General features: G+C 70.9%; 13 protein-coding genes. 4 read left to right on the top strand and 9 right to left on the bottom strand.

Features of this window, described 5'->3' with window-relative positions:
- The first annotated feature begins 25 nt into the window (after positions 1-25).
- Positions 26-745 carry a DUF998 domain-containing protein gene (locus tag O7616_RS16180; RefSeq protein ID WP_282260901.1) on the top strand — a complete coding sequence of 240 codons (720 nt, stop codon included), beginning with the start codon at positions 26-28 and terminating at the stop codon, positions 743-745.
- Positions 746-891: 146 nt separating this feature from the next.
- On the opposite strand, the gene O7616_RS16175 is transcribed toward O7616_RS16180, so the two are convergent.
- Both O7616_RS16175 and O7616_RS16170 read right to left on the bottom strand, forming a co-directional pair.
- Positions 892-1,938 carry a S1 family peptidase gene (locus O7616_RS16175; RefSeq protein ID WP_282260902.1) on the bottom strand — a complete coding sequence of 349 codons (1,047 nt, stop codon included), beginning with the start codon at positions 1,936-1,938 and terminating at the stop codon, positions 892-894.
- A 281-nt stretch (positions 1,939-2,219) separates the two neighbouring features.
- Positions 2,220-2,696, bottom strand: a complete 477-nt coding sequence (locus O7616_RS16170) for a helix-turn-helix domain-containing protein (RefSeq protein ID WP_282302749.1) — start codon at positions 2,694-2,696, stop codon at positions 2,220-2,222.
- 55 nt (positions 2,697-2,751) lie between these two features.
- Here O7616_RS16170 and O7616_RS16165 point away from each other — a divergent pair, with 55 nt between their 5' ends.
- Positions 2,752-3,258, top strand: a complete 507-nt coding sequence (locus O7616_RS16165; RefSeq protein ID WP_282260905.1) for a PaaI family thioesterase — start codon at positions 2,752-2,754, stop codon at positions 3,256-3,258.
- 145 nt (positions 3,259-3,403) lie between these two features.
- Here the strand turns inward: O7616_RS16165 and O7616_RS16160 are convergent, their stop codons facing one another.
- The 3 genes from O7616_RS16160 to O7616_RS16150 form a co-directional block, all read right to left on the bottom strand.
- Positions 3,404-4,345 carry an acyl-ACP desaturase gene (locus tag O7616_RS16160; protein WP_282260906.1) on the bottom strand — a complete coding sequence of 314 codons (942 nt, stop codon included), beginning with the start codon at positions 4,343-4,345 and terminating at the stop codon, positions 3,404-3,406.
- A gap of 71 nt (positions 4,346-4,416) precedes the next feature.
- Positions 4,417-5,745 carry a histidine--tRNA ligase gene (gene hisS, locus O7616_RS16155; RefSeq protein WP_282302748.1) on the bottom strand — a complete coding sequence of 443 codons (1,329 nt, stop codon included), beginning with the start codon at positions 5,743-5,745 and terminating at the stop codon, positions 4,417-4,419.
- Between the two features lie 71 nt (positions 5,746-5,816).
- Positions 5,817-6,536 carry an MBL fold metallo-hydrolase gene (locus O7616_RS16150; protein ID WP_282302747.1) on the bottom strand — a complete coding sequence of 240 codons (720 nt, stop codon included), beginning with the start codon at positions 6,534-6,536 and terminating at the stop codon, positions 5,817-5,819.
- Between the two features lie 270 nt (positions 6,537-6,806).
- Between O7616_RS16150 and O7616_RS16145 the strand changes: the two genes are divergently transcribed.
- Positions 6,807-7,685 carry a peptidylprolyl isomerase gene (locus O7616_RS16145; protein ID WP_282302746.1) on the top strand — a complete coding sequence of 293 codons (879 nt, stop codon included), beginning with the start codon at positions 6,807-6,809 and terminating at the stop codon, positions 7,683-7,685.
- 59 nt (positions 7,686-7,744) lie between these two features.
- Positions 7,745-8,584: a peptidylprolyl isomerase gene (locus O7616_RS16140; RefSeq protein WP_282260911.1), complete on the top strand. Its 840-nt coding sequence runs from the start codon at positions 7,745-7,747 to the stop codon at positions 8,582-8,584.
- A gap of 57 nt (positions 8,585-8,641) precedes the next feature.
- Here O7616_RS16140 and O7616_RS16135 read toward each other — a convergent pair whose 3' ends face one another.
- The 4 genes from O7616_RS16135 to secD form a co-directional block, all read right to left on the bottom strand.
- Positions 8,642-11,164, bottom strand: a complete 2,523-nt coding sequence (locus O7616_RS16135; protein WP_282302745.1) for a bifunctional (p)ppGpp synthetase/guanosine-3',5'-bis(diphosphate) 3'-pyrophosphohydrolase — start codon at positions 11,162-11,164, stop codon at positions 8,642-8,644.
- 199 nt (positions 11,165-11,363) lie between these two features.
- On the bottom strand, positions 11,364-11,930 hold the full coding sequence (locus O7616_RS16130) for an adenine phosphoribosyltransferase (RefSeq protein ID WP_278145000.1): 567 nt from the start codon (positions 11,928-11,930) through the stop codon (positions 11,364-11,366).
- Positions 11,931-12,022: 92 nt separating this feature from the next.
- Positions 12,023-13,216, bottom strand: a complete 1,194-nt coding sequence (gene secF, locus O7616_RS16125) for a protein translocase subunit SecF (RefSeq protein ID WP_282302744.1) — start codon at positions 13,214-13,216, stop codon at positions 12,023-12,025.
- A gap of 1 nt (position 13,217) precedes the next feature.
- Positions 13,218-15,128, bottom strand: coding sequence for a protein translocase subunit SecD (gene secD / locus O7616_RS16120; RefSeq protein ID WP_282302743.1), 1,911 nt, complete (start codon positions 15,126-15,128; stop codon positions 13,218-13,220).
- Positions 15,129-15,226 lie beyond the last annotated feature (98 nt).

Genomic DNA, 15,226 nt, shown 5'->3' with positions numbered 1-15,226 from the left:
CAGCCCCGCCGGTTAACGTGGCGAAATGCGCGCCGTACCGAACTGGGCCGTCGCCACGGCGGCCGCCGCACCCCTGTTGCTGGTGTCCGGATGGACGATCGCCCAGGCGCGGCAACCCGCCGGTTACGACCCGGTGCGGGACACCATCAGCGAGTTGGCCGGGCACGACGCCGCCGACGCCTGGATCATGATCACCTGCCTGGTGCTGCTCGGCTGCTGTTATCTGGCCGTCGCCGCCGTGCTGCACGCGGCCGGGTTACCCAGTCGTTTCCTGCTCGCCGTCGGTGGGGTGGCGACCATCGCGCTCGTCGCGTTCCCCCGGCCCACGGTGGGCGGTTCGCTGAGCCACGGCATCGTCGCGACGGTGGCGGTCCTGGCGCTGGCGCTCTGGCCGGCCGGGTCGGCACTGTGGCTGCCGCGCGGGCACGACACCGCGCACCCGAGCCGACCCGAACCGCCGTGGGCGTTTCGCCGGGCCGTCGGGCTGAGCGCGACGGTGGTGCTGCTCGCGCTCTTCGGTTGGTTCGCGTTCGAGGTGACCAGTGGATCCCGTACCGGACTGGCGGAACGGGTGACGGCGGTGGCGGTCTCCCTGTGGCCGCTCTTGGCGGTCCTCTCCGCCCGGCGGGCGCACCTCGCCTGGGCCGCCGGTGGCGCGACACCTGTCGGCACGGTTCCACCGGTCGCCGGAGTCGTACCCCCGGATCCCCTGCGACCGGCGGACGGTCCGGACCGGCTCGCCTGAGCCGGGCCACCACGTGGCGCGTCCGCCCTCCCCGAACGGCTCGCCCCAGCCGGGCCGCACGGACGGCGCGGCCGCCGTGCCCGACCCGGCCACACACGCGGCGCGGGCCGCCGGAATCCTCCGGCGGCCCGCGGTCGGTGAATCGATCAGAAGACGCTGACGCCGTAGCGGCTGAGCGCCTCGGTGACCGGCTGGAAGAAGGTCGTGCCGCCGGTGCGGCAGTTGCCACTGCCACCGGAGGTCAGACCCAGGGCGGTGCTGCCGCTGAACAGCGAGCCGCCACTGTCGCCCGGCTCGGCGCAGACGTTGGTGCGGATCAGGCCGGAGACCGAGCCCTCGGCGTAGTTCACCGTGGCGTTGGTCGCGGTCACCGAGCCGCTGCGCAGGCCGGTGGTGCTGCCGGAGCGCTGCACCGACAGACCGACCGACGCGTTGCCGGCACCGGTGATGTCCCGGTAGCTGCCGTTGTAGAGGTAGACGTTGCCGGCGGCGTTGGCCGAGTTGTTGTGCCGCACGATGCCGTAGTCGTTGCCCGGGAAGCTGGTGCCGGCGCGGGAGCCGAGCAGCGCGGTCTGGGCGGAGTTCGAGTACCAGCTGGCCGAGATGTTCGTGCAGTGCCCGGCGGTGAGGAAGTAGTAGGTGCTGCCGCTGCGCACGTTGAAGCCGAGCGAGCAGCGCCCGCCGCCACCGGCGTAGATGGCCTGGCCACCGGAGATCCGGGTGCTCAGCACACCGGCCTCGGCCTCGATCCGGACCGCGCCGTTGGCCCGCGCCGCGGCGGCCTTGACCCGCTCCAGCTTCGCCCCGGTGACGGTGCTGTCCACCGAGACGACGACCTGGTTGGTGACCGGGTCGCTCCACCAGGCGGTGCCCGGGATCTTGGCCGAGCGCTCCAGCTCGGCGGTGGCCCGGTTGAGCTCGGCGGCGCCGCGGGTGACGTAGCGGACGACGGCGCCGGCCTTGCTCGCCTTGCTGGCGGCGGCGGCGTCGGTCACCGTGACGACGGACTTGCCGCTGGCGTCGATGTACGAGCCGGCCGAGCGGTCGCCGAGTTCCGCGGAGAGCGCGGCGGCGGCATCCGGCGAGGCTGCCGGAGCGGCCTGGGCGGGCGCGCCGATGAGCGCGCCGACGACCAGGGATCCGGACACGGCGACTGTGGCCGCGACGCGGAACGAGGACCTCGTGGGTCGCATGTAACAAACCTCCTGGGCGGGGGAGCGGGTCTCGCCGTGGGGGACGGCTGACCCGAGGACAACCCGGCCGATCTGCGAAAACCGGCCAGATGAACAGAAGTATTCACATACTTAAGATCATTGACAAGGCTTGGATTCGCCCGAATCTGCCGATCTTGATCGCCCACCTCGGCGCAACACCACTGACACGCTGGTGAACAACCACCGTCACACCGATGTCGAATTTCGCGAGCACGGTCATCGATGCCTTCCGGATGCGCGGACAGCGCCGGCGGATCACCTCAGGACGTACGGCGACGGGCCCCGGGGCCGGGGCGGGGCACGACGTCGCGCGCCCGCTCCACGACGTGCCCGTCGGCGCACCGCAACTCGACGCGTACCGGTGCGTCGCAGTCACGGTGCGCGACGGTGAGCGGCGGTCCCTCCGGGTCGGCGAGGTACCGGTCACCCCATCCGAGCACGGCGACCAGCACCGGCCAGAGGTCCAGGCCCTTCTCCGTCAGCCGGTACTCGTGGCGCAGCCGACTGCCGGGCTCCCGGTACGGCTCACGACTGAGCACGCCCTGCTCCACCAGCGTGGCCAGCCGGTTGGTCAGCACCTGACGCGGAATGCCGGTGCGCACCCGCATGTCGTCGAAACGGCGTACGCCGGTGAACACCTCGCGGAGCACCACCAGGGTCCACCGCTCACCGAGGATCTCCATCGAGCGGGCGATGGTGCAGTTCTCCACCGACCAGTCCAGTGCCGCGGGTCGCATCCGACCAGGCTAGGTCTCGTTGACAGACTCAGCAAGCGGGTGTCAGGCTGCGTCCATGACGCAGACGCAGGAACCGGGGCGCAGTCGTACCTTCAGCTGGGCCGACCCGGCAGCCAACGCCGCCCAGGTCGGTCGACGCAGCGGCATCGACATGCTGCGGGCGATGATCGCCGGCGAACTGGCCGCGCCACCGGTGATGCACCTCCTCGACATGACCCGCATGCAGGCCGACGAGGGGCGGGTCAGCGTCGAGCTGACCCCGCAGGAGTTCCACTACAACCCGCTCGGCACCGTCCACGGTGGCGTGCTCTCCACCCTGCTGGACACCGCCGCCGGATGCGCCGTGCACACCACACTGCCGGCCGGCGTCGGCTACACCTCGCTGGACCTCAACGTGAAGTTCCTCCGCCCGGTCACCGTCGACAGTGGCACCCTGCGGTGCGAGGGCACGGTGCTGCAACGTGGCCGCCGCACCGCCCTGGCCGAGGCCCGCATCACCGACGCGAACGCCCGCCTGATCGCCCACGCCACCAGCACCTGCCTCCTCCTCCCCCAGCCCTGACCCCCTGACCCTCCCTGCCCCGCCCCACCGCGCGTTGATCAAGAGGTTTGCGTCAGAAAACCGGCTTCCGGTGACCGAAACCTCTTGATCAACACGAGCTAGGCGGGTGGGGGGTGGGGGGGTGGGGGGTGGGGGGGGTGGGGGGTTAGCGGAGGGCCAGGCGGGCGGCTCTCGCGTCGCGCTTCTCCTCGAAGCGGCTCGCGGCGCGGTCGAGGTCCTGCAGGTGGGTGGCCAGTTGCTCCTGGGCGGCTGCGCCGTCGGCGTCGAGGCCGGTCACGTTGAAGACGTCCCACTGACGCAGCACCGGCTGCAACACCTCGTCGCGGTGCTGGCGCAGGTCGTAGATGCCGGCCAGGGCGATCGCCACGGACTTGCGGGCGAAGCCCTCGATGCCGTTGCCCGGCATCTGGAAGTCGGCCACCACGTCGGCGACGGCCCGCATGGCCTGGCTCGGGGCCAGCTCGAACGCGGCGGCCAGCAGGTTGCGGTAGAAGACCATGTGCAGGTTCTCGTCGGCGGCCACCCGGGCCAACAACGCCTCGCAGGCCGGGTCGCCGGTGGCCTTTCCGGTGTTGCGGTGCGAGATCCGGGTGGCCAACTCCTGGAACGAGACGTACGCCAGCGAGTGCAGCACCTCGTCGCCGTGGGCGTTGGTGTAGCCCTCCGACATGTGCGTCATCCGGGCCCGCTCCAACGCCACCGGGTCGACGGCACGGGTGACGGTCAGGTAGTCGCGGATCGCGACCCCGTGCCGGCCCTCCTCGGCGGTCCACCGGTGCACCCAGGTGCCCCACGCGCCGTCGCGGCCGAACAGGGTGGCGATCTCGTGATGGTACGAGGGCAGGTTGTCCTCGGTCAGCAGGTTCACGATCAGCGCGGTACGAGCCACGTCCGGGATCGTGGAGTCGGTCGGCGACCACGCCTCACCGCCGAGCGGACCGTCGAAGGTGCGCCCCTCGCTCCACGGCACGTACTCGTGCGGGAACCACTCCTTGGCCAGCTTGAGGTGCCGGTCCAGGTTGCGGGCAACCACCGGCTCCAACTCGACGAGCAGTGCGGTCTGACTCAGTGTGGTGCTGACGGTCACGAGAAGCTCCCTACGGTGGCGTAACTTACGCTACCGTAGGTCCCCGCGGCCGTTAGCGCCAGTGGGAGCCCTCAACCGACCGCCGGCTTCAGGTCCTCCGCCGGTGGCATCCACTCCTGGGCGACGGCGGTGACCTGCTCACCGGAGCGGATGTCCTTCACCTCGTCCGGCGCCCCGTCGACGCCCGGGAACCAGACATACGGAATCCCCCGCCGCTCGGCGTAGCGGATCTGCTTGCCGAACTTCGCCGCGCTCGGCGACACCTCGGTCGGCACGCCGCTGCGGCGCAGCGCCTCCGCCACCCGGTTGCTGGCCGTCCGCCGCTCCTCGCTGGTCACCGCCACGAGGACGGCGGTCGGCACCTCCCGGGAGACCGACAGGGCCCCCGCGCCGAAGAGCAGCCCGAGCAGCCGGGTCACCCCGATCGAGATGCCCACCCCGGGGTACGAGACCGCGCCCGCGCTGGCCAGGTTGTCGTACCGGCCGCCGGAGCAGATCGAGCCGAACCGCTCGTAGCCGCGCAGCTGGGTCTCGTAGACGGTGCCCGTGTAGTAATCCAGGCCACGGGCGATGCGCAGGTCCGCCACGCAGAGGCCGGGCGAGTGCTCGGCGGCGGTCTCCACCACCCGGACCAGCTCGTCGATGCCCTCGTCGAGCAGCGGGTCGCTCACTCCGAGCGCGCGTACGGCGTCCGCGAACGAGGCGTCCGGCGCGGAGATCTCGGCCAGCGCCAGGCACGCCTTGGCCTGCGCCTCGCTCGCCCCGGCGGTCTGGGCGAGCAGGTCGGCCACCTTCGCCGGGCCGATCTTGTCGAGCTTGTCGACAGCGCGCAAGGCCGCCTCCGGGTCGGTCAGCCCGATGCCCCGGTAGAAGCCCTCGCAGATCTTGCGGTTGTTGACCTGGATGGTCACCGGTGGGATCGGCAGGGACCGCAGCGCGTCCCCGATGACCAGGGGCATCTCCGCCTCGTGGTGCGGGGCCAGGGTGTCCCGGTCGACGATGTCGATGTCGGCCTGGACGAACTCCCGGTAGCGGCCCTCCTGCGGTCGCTCACCCCGCCACACCTTCTGGATCTGGTAACGGCGGAACGGGAAGGCCAGCTTGCCGGCGTTCTCCAGCACGTAGCGGGCGAACGGCACGGTCAGGTCGAAGTGCAGGCCGAGCTGGTCGTCGCCGCCCGCGCTCTCCGCGTCGGCGTGCAGCCGCCGGATCACGTAGACCTCCTTGGAGGTCTCACCCTTGCGCAGCAGCTGGTCCAGCGGCTCCACCGCACGGGTCTCCAGCGGCGCGAAACCGTACAGCTCGAAGGTCGCCCGGATCCGGTCGAGCACGAACTGCTCGATCATCCGCTGACCGGGGGTCCACTCCGGGAAGCCGGAGATGGGCGTGGGCTTGCTCATCGGCGTACTCCTTGCGCTTCCGCGCCGGTGGCGCGGTGATGTCGTGGGTCCGCGCGCGGCGCGGAGGAGGTCTAGAGGCCCCGGGTGGGGGCCGCCGGTCGGCCGCCGCCGACCTGGGCCACCTCGACGAGGTACGGGTTGCTGACCCGCTCGCGGCCGATGGTGGTGGCGGGCCCGTGGCCGGGCAGCACGACCGTGTCGTCGGCCAGCGGAAGGATCTTGTCGCGCAGGCTGCTGAGCATGGCCGGCATGCTCCCGCCCGGCAGGTCGGTGCGGCCGATCGACCCGGCGAAGAGGACGTCGCCGGAGAGGCACAGCTCGTCGGCCTCCCAGCTCGACCCGGCACCCGGGAGCCGGAACAGCACCGACCCGCCGGTATGGCCCGGGGCATGATCGACGGCGATCTCCAGACCGGCGAGGGTGAGGGTGGCGCCGTCGGTCAGCTCCGCCACGTCCTCCGGCTCGGTGTAGCTCAGCCGGCCCCCGAACAGCGACGTCAGGTCGGTGGAGAGCCCCTTGGACGGGTCGGCCAGCATCTCCCGGTCACCGGGATGCACGTAGGCGGTGATGCCCCGCGCGCCACAGACCGGCGCGACCGAGAAGGTGTGGTCGAGGTGGCCGTGGGTGAGCAGCACGGCGGCCGGATGCAGGCGGTGCTCGGCGAGCAGCCCGTCGAGCTGGTCGAGCACCCCGATGCCGGGGTCGACCACCACGCACTGCTCCCCCGGCGCGGTGGCGACCACGTAGCAGTTGGTGCCGAAGGCGTCCGCGGGAAAGCCGGCCACGAGCACGGGCGCTGTCCTCTCCGTCGAGCAGTAGTCGTCCTGCCAGCAGCCTAACGGGCACGCCGAGCGACTTTGCCGCGTCCGTCTCAGGCACCCCGTACGGCACAGTGACAACTCCCGATAAGCGCTGCTCGCGATGGGGTGGAACCTCGTACACCACATTCCCAGTCGCTAGCCGTACACTCTGGCGGGCGTGTGGCGCGACACACGTGACGCCCGGACGGGCCGGGACGCCCGGCCGCCGGCGACGACCAGGTGAAGGAAAGGGGAGCACGGGTGGCTTCCAGCAGGGACCGGCAGCGCAAACTGGCGCGGGCCAAGCTCGACCGGCAGATGGCTCGCCGGGCCGCCGCCACGCGGCGCCGCCGGCAGATCCAGGCCGGGGTCGGGGCCGCTCTGATCCTCGTGTTGGTCGTGGCCGGCTCGGCCTGGGCGCTCGGGGCGTTCGACTCCGACCCGAAGCAGAACACGGCCGCGGCGGAGACCTGCATCTGGACGCCGCAGGACGCGACCGCCAACACCAACCTCAAGGACGTCGGCACGCCGGCGACCAAGGACCTGCCCACCGACGGCACCCGGACGATGACGGTGACGACCAACCAGGGCGCGCCGATCACCGCCGAGCTGAACCTGACCAACTCCCCGTGCGCGGCGGCGAGCATCGCCCACCTGGCGAGCCGGTCGTTCTACGACAACACGAAGTGCCACGAGATCACCGCGGACGGCGCGCTGCGCTGCGGCGACCCCAGCGGCACCGGCCTCGGCGGGCCGACCTACTCGTTCTACGACGAGGAGCTGCCGACCGTGCCGTCGGCGTCCCCGTCGGCCAGCCCGGCCCCCGGCCAGCCGCCGACGTACCCGAAGGGCACCGTGGCGATGATCTCCAACCCGCCGGGCAGCAACGGCAGCCAGTTCCTGTTCTTCTTCAAGGACTTCACCACCACCGACCCGAAGTTCCCGGTGATCGGCCGGGTGACCGGCGGGCTGGACGTGGTGGAGAAGATCGGCGCCCTCCCGACCGTGGACAATGGGACCGGAGCCAAGGTCAAGCCCAGCACCGACGTGACGATCCAGAGCCTCACCGTCGGTGAGCCGGTCACCGGTGCGGCGCCGTCGGCCACCGGCGCTCCGGTCAGCAGCCCGAGCGCCGGCTGACCGGTCGCCACCACCCACCCAGTCGGCACTCAGCAGCAGACAGCCAGGAGGATCCAGGCGTGACGTCCACCAGAGAGCGGCAGCGCGCGGCGGCACGCGCCCGGCTCGAGAAGGAGATGGCCGAGCGCTCGGCCAAGGCCCGCAAGCGCCGGCAGACGCAGGCGATCGTCAGCGCGGGTGTCGCGCTGGTGCTCGTGGTCGCCGGCACCGTCTGGCTGGCGGTGAGCCTGGGCGGCGACGACGACAAGCCCGACACCACCACCGCAGCGCCGGGGGCGTCCGAGTGCGCGTTCAACGCGCTGCCCACCGATCAGCGGCCCCCGCAGATCAAGGACGTCGGGCTGCCGAGCAACGAGCAGTCCGGCACCGGCGTGCAGACCATGACGATCGACACCAACCTCGGCCCGATCACCGCCAAGGTCGACCGTTCGCTGGTGCCGTGCACCGCCGGCAGCTTCACCTACCTCGCGGAGAAGAACTTCTTCGACAACACCAAGTGCCACCGTCTGGTGACCGAGGGCATCAAGGTGCTGCAGTGCGGTGACCCGAGCGCCACCGGCAACGGCTGGCGGGACACCGACGGCCAGGGCGGCCCGAGCTACCGCATGGCCGAGGAGAACCTGCCCACCGACAAGCGCCCGCCGTACCCGGAGGGTGTCATCGCGATGGCCAACTCCGGCCAGCCGGGCAGCACCGGCAGCCAGTTCTTCATCGTGTACGGCGACTCTCCGCTGGACCCGGCGTACACGGTGCTCGGCACCATCACCGGCGGTCTGGACATCGTCAAGGACGTGGCCAAGGCCGGTGACGACGGGGCGTTCGCCCAGCAGGCCGGTGGTGGCCACCCGAAGAAGGAGGTCGTCATCAAGGACCTCACCATGAGCAACCCGCAGGGCTGACACCCGCGCACACGGAAGCGCCCGCCGGCTGAGCCGGCGGGCGCTTCCGTGTGCGGGTCAGGCGCCGGAGGTGACCCGGTAGGCGTCGAAGACGCCGTCGACCTTGCGGACCGTGGCCAGCAGGTGGCCCAGGTGCTTCGGGTCGGCCATCTCGAAGCTGAACCGGCTCACCGCCACCCGGTCACGGGTGGTGGTGACGGTCGCGGAGAGGATGTTGACCCGCTCGTCGGAGAGCACCCGGGTGACGTCGGCCAGCAGCTTGTGCCGGTCCAGTGCCTCGACCTGGATGGCGACCAGGAACGTCGAGGCGGAGGTGAGCTTCCAACTCACCTCGACCACCCGCTCGGCCTGCGCCCGTAGGTCCTCGGCGTTGGCGCAGTCGTCGCGGTGCACGCTCACCCCGCCGGAGCGGGTGACGAAGCCGAACACCGAGTCCGGTGGGACCGGGGTGCAGCAGCGGGCCAGCTTGATCCAGACGTCGCTGACGCCCCGGACCACGACACCGGGGTCGCTGCTGCTCTGCCGGCTGCGCGGTGGCCGGGTGGCGACGGCGGTCTCGGCGATGTCCTCCGCCGCGCCCTCCTCGCCGCCGTACGCGGCCATCAGCTTCTGCACCACCGACTGCGCGGACACCTGACTGTCGCCGACCGCCGCGTAGAGCGACGCCACGTCGGCCAGGTGCAGGTCCCGTGCGATCGACATGAGCGCGTCGGAGGTGAGCATCCGCTGCAGGGGCATGCCCTGCTTGCGCATCGCCTTGACGATCGCGTCCTTGCCGGCCTCGATCGCCTCCTCGCGCCGCTCCTTGTTGAAGTACTGGCGGATCTTGGTGCGGGCGCGCGGGCTCTTGACGAAGCCGAGCCAGTCCTGCGTCGGGCCGGCGGTCTCGGACTTCGACGTGAAGATCTCGATCACGTCGCCGTTGGAGAGCGTCGACTCCAGGGGCACCAGCTTGCCGTTGACCCGCGCGCCGATGCACTTGTGCCCGACCTCGGTGTGCACCGCGTACGCGAAGTCGACCGGCGTCGACCCGGTCGGCAGCGGGATGACGTCACCCTTCGGGGTGAAGACGTACACCTCCTGGCTGGACAGGTCGAAGCGCAGCGCGTCCAGGAACTCGCTGGGGTCGGCCGCCTCCCGCTGCCAGTCGAGCAACTGCCGCAGCCAGGTCATCTCGTCGATGTGCGCCGGCGGGCCGACGATCTGGGTGCCCTTGTGCTCCTTGTACTTCCAGTGCGCGGCGATGCCGAACTCCGCGGTGCGGTGCATCGCGTACGTGCGGATCTGCATCTCCACCGGCTTGCCGGTGGGCCCGATGACAGTCGTGTGCAACGACTGGTACATGTTGAACTTGGGCATGGCGATGTAGTCCTTGAACCGGCCCGGCACCGGCTGCCAGTTGGCGTGGATGACCCCCAGCGCCGCGTAGCAGTCCCGAACCGTGTCGACCAGGATCCGCACACCCACCAGGTCGTAGATGTCGTTGAAGTCCCGACCCCGCACGATCATCTTCTGGTAGATCGAGTAGAGGTGCTTCGGCCGCCCGGTGGTCTCCGCCTTGATCTTGGCGGCCTTCAGGTCGGTCTGGACCTTCTGCGTCACCTGCCGCAGCAGCGCCTCGCGCTGCGGCTGGTGCTCCCCGATCAGCCGGTTGATCTCCTCGTAGCGCTTCGGGAACAACGTGCCGAAGGAGAGGTCCTCCAGCTCCCACTTGATCGTGTTCATACCGAGCCGGTGCGCCAACGGCGCCAGGATCTCCAGCGTCTCCTTGGCCTTCTGCTCCTGCTTGGGGCGGGGCAGGAAGGTCAGGGTGCGCATGTTGTGCAGCCGGTCGGCCAGCTTGATCACCAGCACCCGCGGGTCCTTGGCCATCGCCACGACCATCTTGCGGATCGTCTCGGCCTTGGCCGCGTCACCCAGCTTGACCTTGTCGAGCTTCGTGACGCCGTCGACCAGCAGGGCGACCTCGCCGCCGAAGTCGGCGCGCATCTGGTCGAGCGTGTATTCGGTGTCCTCGATGGTGTCGTGCAGCAGCGCGGCGACCAGCGTGGTGGTGTCCATCCCCAGGTTGCCGAGGATCGTCGCCACGGCGAGAGGATGGGTGATGTACGGGTCGCCGGACTTGCGGTACTGCCCGGAGTGCCACCGCGCGGCCGTGTCGAAGGCGCGCTGGAGCAGCCGGGCGTCGGCCTTGGGGTGGTTGTCCCGGTGACTCGCGATCAGCGGCTCCAGCACCTCGCTGACCTGGGAGGTCTGCCAGGGCGCGTTGAACCGGGCCAACCGGGCCCGGACCCGCCTGCCGGTGGGCGCGTTGGACAACCCGAAGCCCCCGCTCGGCGACGGGTCGATGCCCGCGTCCGTCGGGAACGGCACCACCACCCCGTCGGCGCCGGGCGACGCCTCAGCACTCGGCGGGCCGCTGACCGGGCGGACCGTGCTCTCGCCCGCCGCCCTGTCGGAGCCGTTGCCGGTGCCCGTCACCCGGGCCGGCACGTCGCCTGTCCGGTCGGTCACCGAGCCGTCAGCGTCGCCTGTCGGGTGCACCGTGCCCTCCGCCGGAGGGACGACATCGTGGGACACCGGCCTCCTCACCGCTCGCCGGAAACACACCGACCGAACATCGGTCGGCCTGGTCTCGCCTCGCCCGACGTGTGCCGCCGGCTTCGGCAAAGGGCAATGCTACCCGCACGGACGGCCCCCTGCCGCTCCGCCGGACGGTCGGCACCGGCTTCACCTCGACCGATCCGCCACCAAACGGTCGCCGACCCGTCGAGGGGGTCTAAACGGTCAACAGGGCGTGAACGGGACGCTGAGCCAGCCGCTCCCGCCCACCCAGGAAGCCGAGTTCCAGCAGCACGGTGAAGCCGGTGACGGTCCCGCCGGCCCGCTCGACCAGATCCAGCGTCGCCTCGGCGGTGCCCCCGGTCGCCAGCACGTCGTCCACCACCAGCACCCGGTGCCCGGCCGTGAAGGCGTCCTCGTGCACCTCCAGGGTGGCCTCGCCGTACTCCAGGGCGTAGGAGACCGAGTGCGCCGGGCGGGGCAGCTTGCCCGCCTTGCGCACCGGCACCACGCCCACCCCGGCGGCGTACGCGACGGCCGCCGCGACGACGAAGCCGCGCGCCTCGATGCCGACCACCACGTCGAAGGCGTCCCGCCCGTGGTACGCGACGATCCCGTCGACCACCTCACGGAAGACCTTCCCGTCGGCGAACAGCGGCATCAGGTCCTTGAACAGGACGCCGGGCTTCGGGAAGTCGGGCACGTCCAAAACCCGACTGGCGACCAGTCGGGCGGTCTCCGGGCCGCTGTCCCCGCGCGCCTCGGTGCTGTGGGTCTCCGTCACGGCTGTCTCGTTTCCCTTCGACGACGAACGGCGTCCGGCAACAGCATGCCGGACGCCGTTCGGGTGGTCCCGTTCGGGTGTTTAGCCTCGGGTCAGCGCCGCTTGGCGCCACCCGGCCGGTTGCCGCCGCCACCCGGGCGACCGCCTCGGGCACCGGTCGGCCGCTTGCCCGCCGGCCGTGCGCCCACCTTGGGGGCGGCGCCGGCCAGCGCCGCGGCATCCGGGTCGAGCGGCTCGTCGGTGGCGTCGGCCTGGGCCGGGCTCGCCGGACCCTTGCCGGCGGCCTCGCCCCGGGCGATCGCGCCCCGCCGGGTCAGGACGCGCTTGTTGTGCGCCTGGATCCGCGGGTCGTAGTTCTTCAGCAGCGCCAGCAGCGGCGTGGCCACCAGGATGGAGGTCAGGAACGCCACCGCCATACCGACGAACAGCACCAGACCGAGGTCCTTCAGCGTGCCGGCACCGAGCAGGCCGGCACCGATGAAGAGCAGACCACCGACCGGCAGCAGTGCCACCACCGAGGTGTTCAACGACCGCATCAGGCTCTGGTTGATGGCCAGGTTGGCCGCCTCGCCGTACGTCTGGTTGTTGTTCGCGGTGATGCCCCGGGTGTTCTCCTGGACCTTGTCGAAGACCACCACCACGTCGTAGAGCGCGAAGCCCAGGATGGTGAGGAACCCGATGATCGTCGACGGGGTGACCTCGAAGCCGACCAGCGAGTAGATACCGGCGGTCAGGATCAGGTTCATGATCAGCGAGGAGACCGCGGCGACGGCCATCCGCCACTCGAAGCGCAGGATCAGGTAGACCATCACCAGCGCGATGAAGATGACCAGACCGAGCACGGCGCGCTCGGTGACCTGGCTGCCCCACGCCTCGCTGACCTGGTTACTGCTGATCTGGTCGGCGTTGATGCCGAGGTCCTCGGCGATCTGGGCCTTGACCGCGGTGGCCTGCTCGGCACTGAGCTGCCCGGTACGCAGCTCGTAGGAGTCGCCACCGGGGCCGCCGACCTTCTGCGCGGTGACCACCTCGATGCCGGTGTTCTCCGCGGCGAGCGCCGAGTTGACCTCGCGCTCGGCGTCGTCCAGGGTGCCGACGCTCGCCGGTACCTGGAACGAGTTACCGCCGGCGAACTCGATGCCCAGGCTGAAGCCGCGAATCGAGAAGCTGAGGATCGCGATCAGGACCAGGACTCCGGCGACGCCGAACCAGAGCTTGCGTCGGCCGACGATGTTGAGACCGGCCTCGCCGTTGTAGAGGCGGCTCGCCAGACCGTTTCGAGCCATCTCAGGCCTCCTTGGCGCGCGGGTTGCGGGGCTGCTGAGTCGGCTGGTTGCGAGCCGGGAGCGCCCGGCCCAGACCGCTGACCCGCGGGGACAGGAACGCCCGGGTCCGGGCGAACATCGTCATGATCGGGTGACGGAAGAGGAAGACCACGACCAGGTCCAGCACCGTGGCCAGACCGAGCGCGAAGGCGAAGCCCTTGACCGTGCCGACCGAGACCACGTAGAGCACCACCGCGGAGAGCAGGGTGATCGCGTTGGCCGAGATGATCGTCCGGCGGGCCCGGATCCAGGCCCGGGGCACCGCGCTACGCGGGCTGCGCCCCTCCCGGATCTCGTCCTTCAATCGTTCGAAGTAGATGACGAACGAGTCCGCCGCCACACCCAGTGACACGATCATGCCGGCGATGCCGGCGAGGGTGAGCGTGAAGCCGATCTGCCGACCGAGCACCACCAGCGCGCCGAAGACCAGCAGCGCGGAGAGGATGAGGCTCAGGAAGATCACCGAGCCGAGCAGCCGGTAGTAGAAGAACGAGTAGATGATGACCAGCAGCATGCCGATGCCGGCGGCGAGCAGACCGGCACGCAGGTGGCTCGCGCCGAGCGTCGCGGTGACGTTCTGCGCCTCCTGCTGCTCGAAGGTCACCGGCAGCGCGCCGTAGCGGAGCTGGCCGGCGAGCGCGCTGGCGTCCTTCTGGTTGAAGTTGCCGGTGATCTGCGAGTTGCCGGTCAGCACACCCTGGATCTCCGGCGAGGAGACGATCTCGTTGTCCAGCACGACGGCCACCCGGCACTTGCCGTCCTGACCCAGCGCGGTCGCGTCGCAGGCCTGACCCTCGTTGTTGAACGACTCACGGGTCAGCGCGGTCCACTTGCTCTGGCCCTCGCCGGAGAAGTCCAGGCTGACGACCCAGGAGTTGGTCTGGTCGAGCACCGCGTCGGCGTCGTCCACGTCGGTGCCGAGCACCTTGGCCTGGTCCAGCAGGTACTTCGACGCGCCACCCTCACAGGCGACGACCTGCTGCTTCGGCTCGGAGATCGACGCCGGCGGGCGCTTGTCGAGCTGCGCACAGCCGATCGTCGGCACGTTGAACTGCATCTGCGCCGGCAGCACCGCCACCTCCTGCGGCGACAGCGTGCCGAACGGCTTGAGCTTGTCGCCGAGCGACGGGTCGGCGGTCAGGTCGGCCGGGGCCTGCAGCCCGTTGGCGGCCTGCCAGGCGGCGGCGCCGACCTTCTGCTCGACGGCCTTGCGCTGCTCCTCGATGCTGGCCGGCACCGGCTCGGCGCTGGCACTCGGCGTCGGCGTGGCGGCGCTCGGCGAGGCGGACGCGGAAGGCGTCGGCGTGGCGCTGGGCGACGCGGGGGCCATGCCGCCCTGACCGCCGCTGGGCGACGAGGTCGCCTTCGGCGCGCCGCTGCCCGACGGGGTCGGGGTCGCGCCGCCGGACGGGGTCGGGACGGCGCTGCCCGACGGGGTCGGGGTGGCGGCCGGCGGCGCGGCGACCGTCCCGCTGCCGTCCGCCGCCTTCAGCACCTTCCGGAAGCGCAGCTCGGCCGCGCTGCCCACCTCGTCGAGGTTCCGGTTCTCACCGGGCAGGGAGATGACGATGTTCCGGTTGCCCTCGGTGACCACCTCGGCCTCGGCGACGCCGAGCCCGTTGACCCGGCTCTCGATGATCTGCCGGGCCTCCTCGAGGTTCTCCGCCGTCGGCGGCCTGCCGTCGACGGAGTTGGTCGCCTCCAGCGTCATCCGGGTGCCGCCGATCAGGTCCAGGCCGAGCTTTGGCTCAAGCCGGTCCTTGAAGCTGCCGTTGGCGCCGGCGAAGAACACCAAAAGATAGAGGACCACGAAGATGAACCCGAGCACGGCGAGCTGCCGCCCGGGGCGCATCTGTCCCTGAGGTGGTGCCACGGCTGTCCTGTCTCCCTGTACGGTCGCGCCGCTCTGCGCAGCGACGGCGGTGTCGGGCCGGTGATCCCGCCCGACGGGTCTGCCTTGAGCCGACGTGA

This window comes from Micromonospora sp. WMMD964, assembly GCF_029581455.1.
GTDB lineage: Bacteria > Actinomycetota > Actinomycetes > Mycobacteriales > Micromonosporaceae > Micromonospora.
The sequence above is the reverse complement of the archived record's forward strand: the minus strand, read 5'-3'. Positions and strand labels throughout refer to the sequence as shown.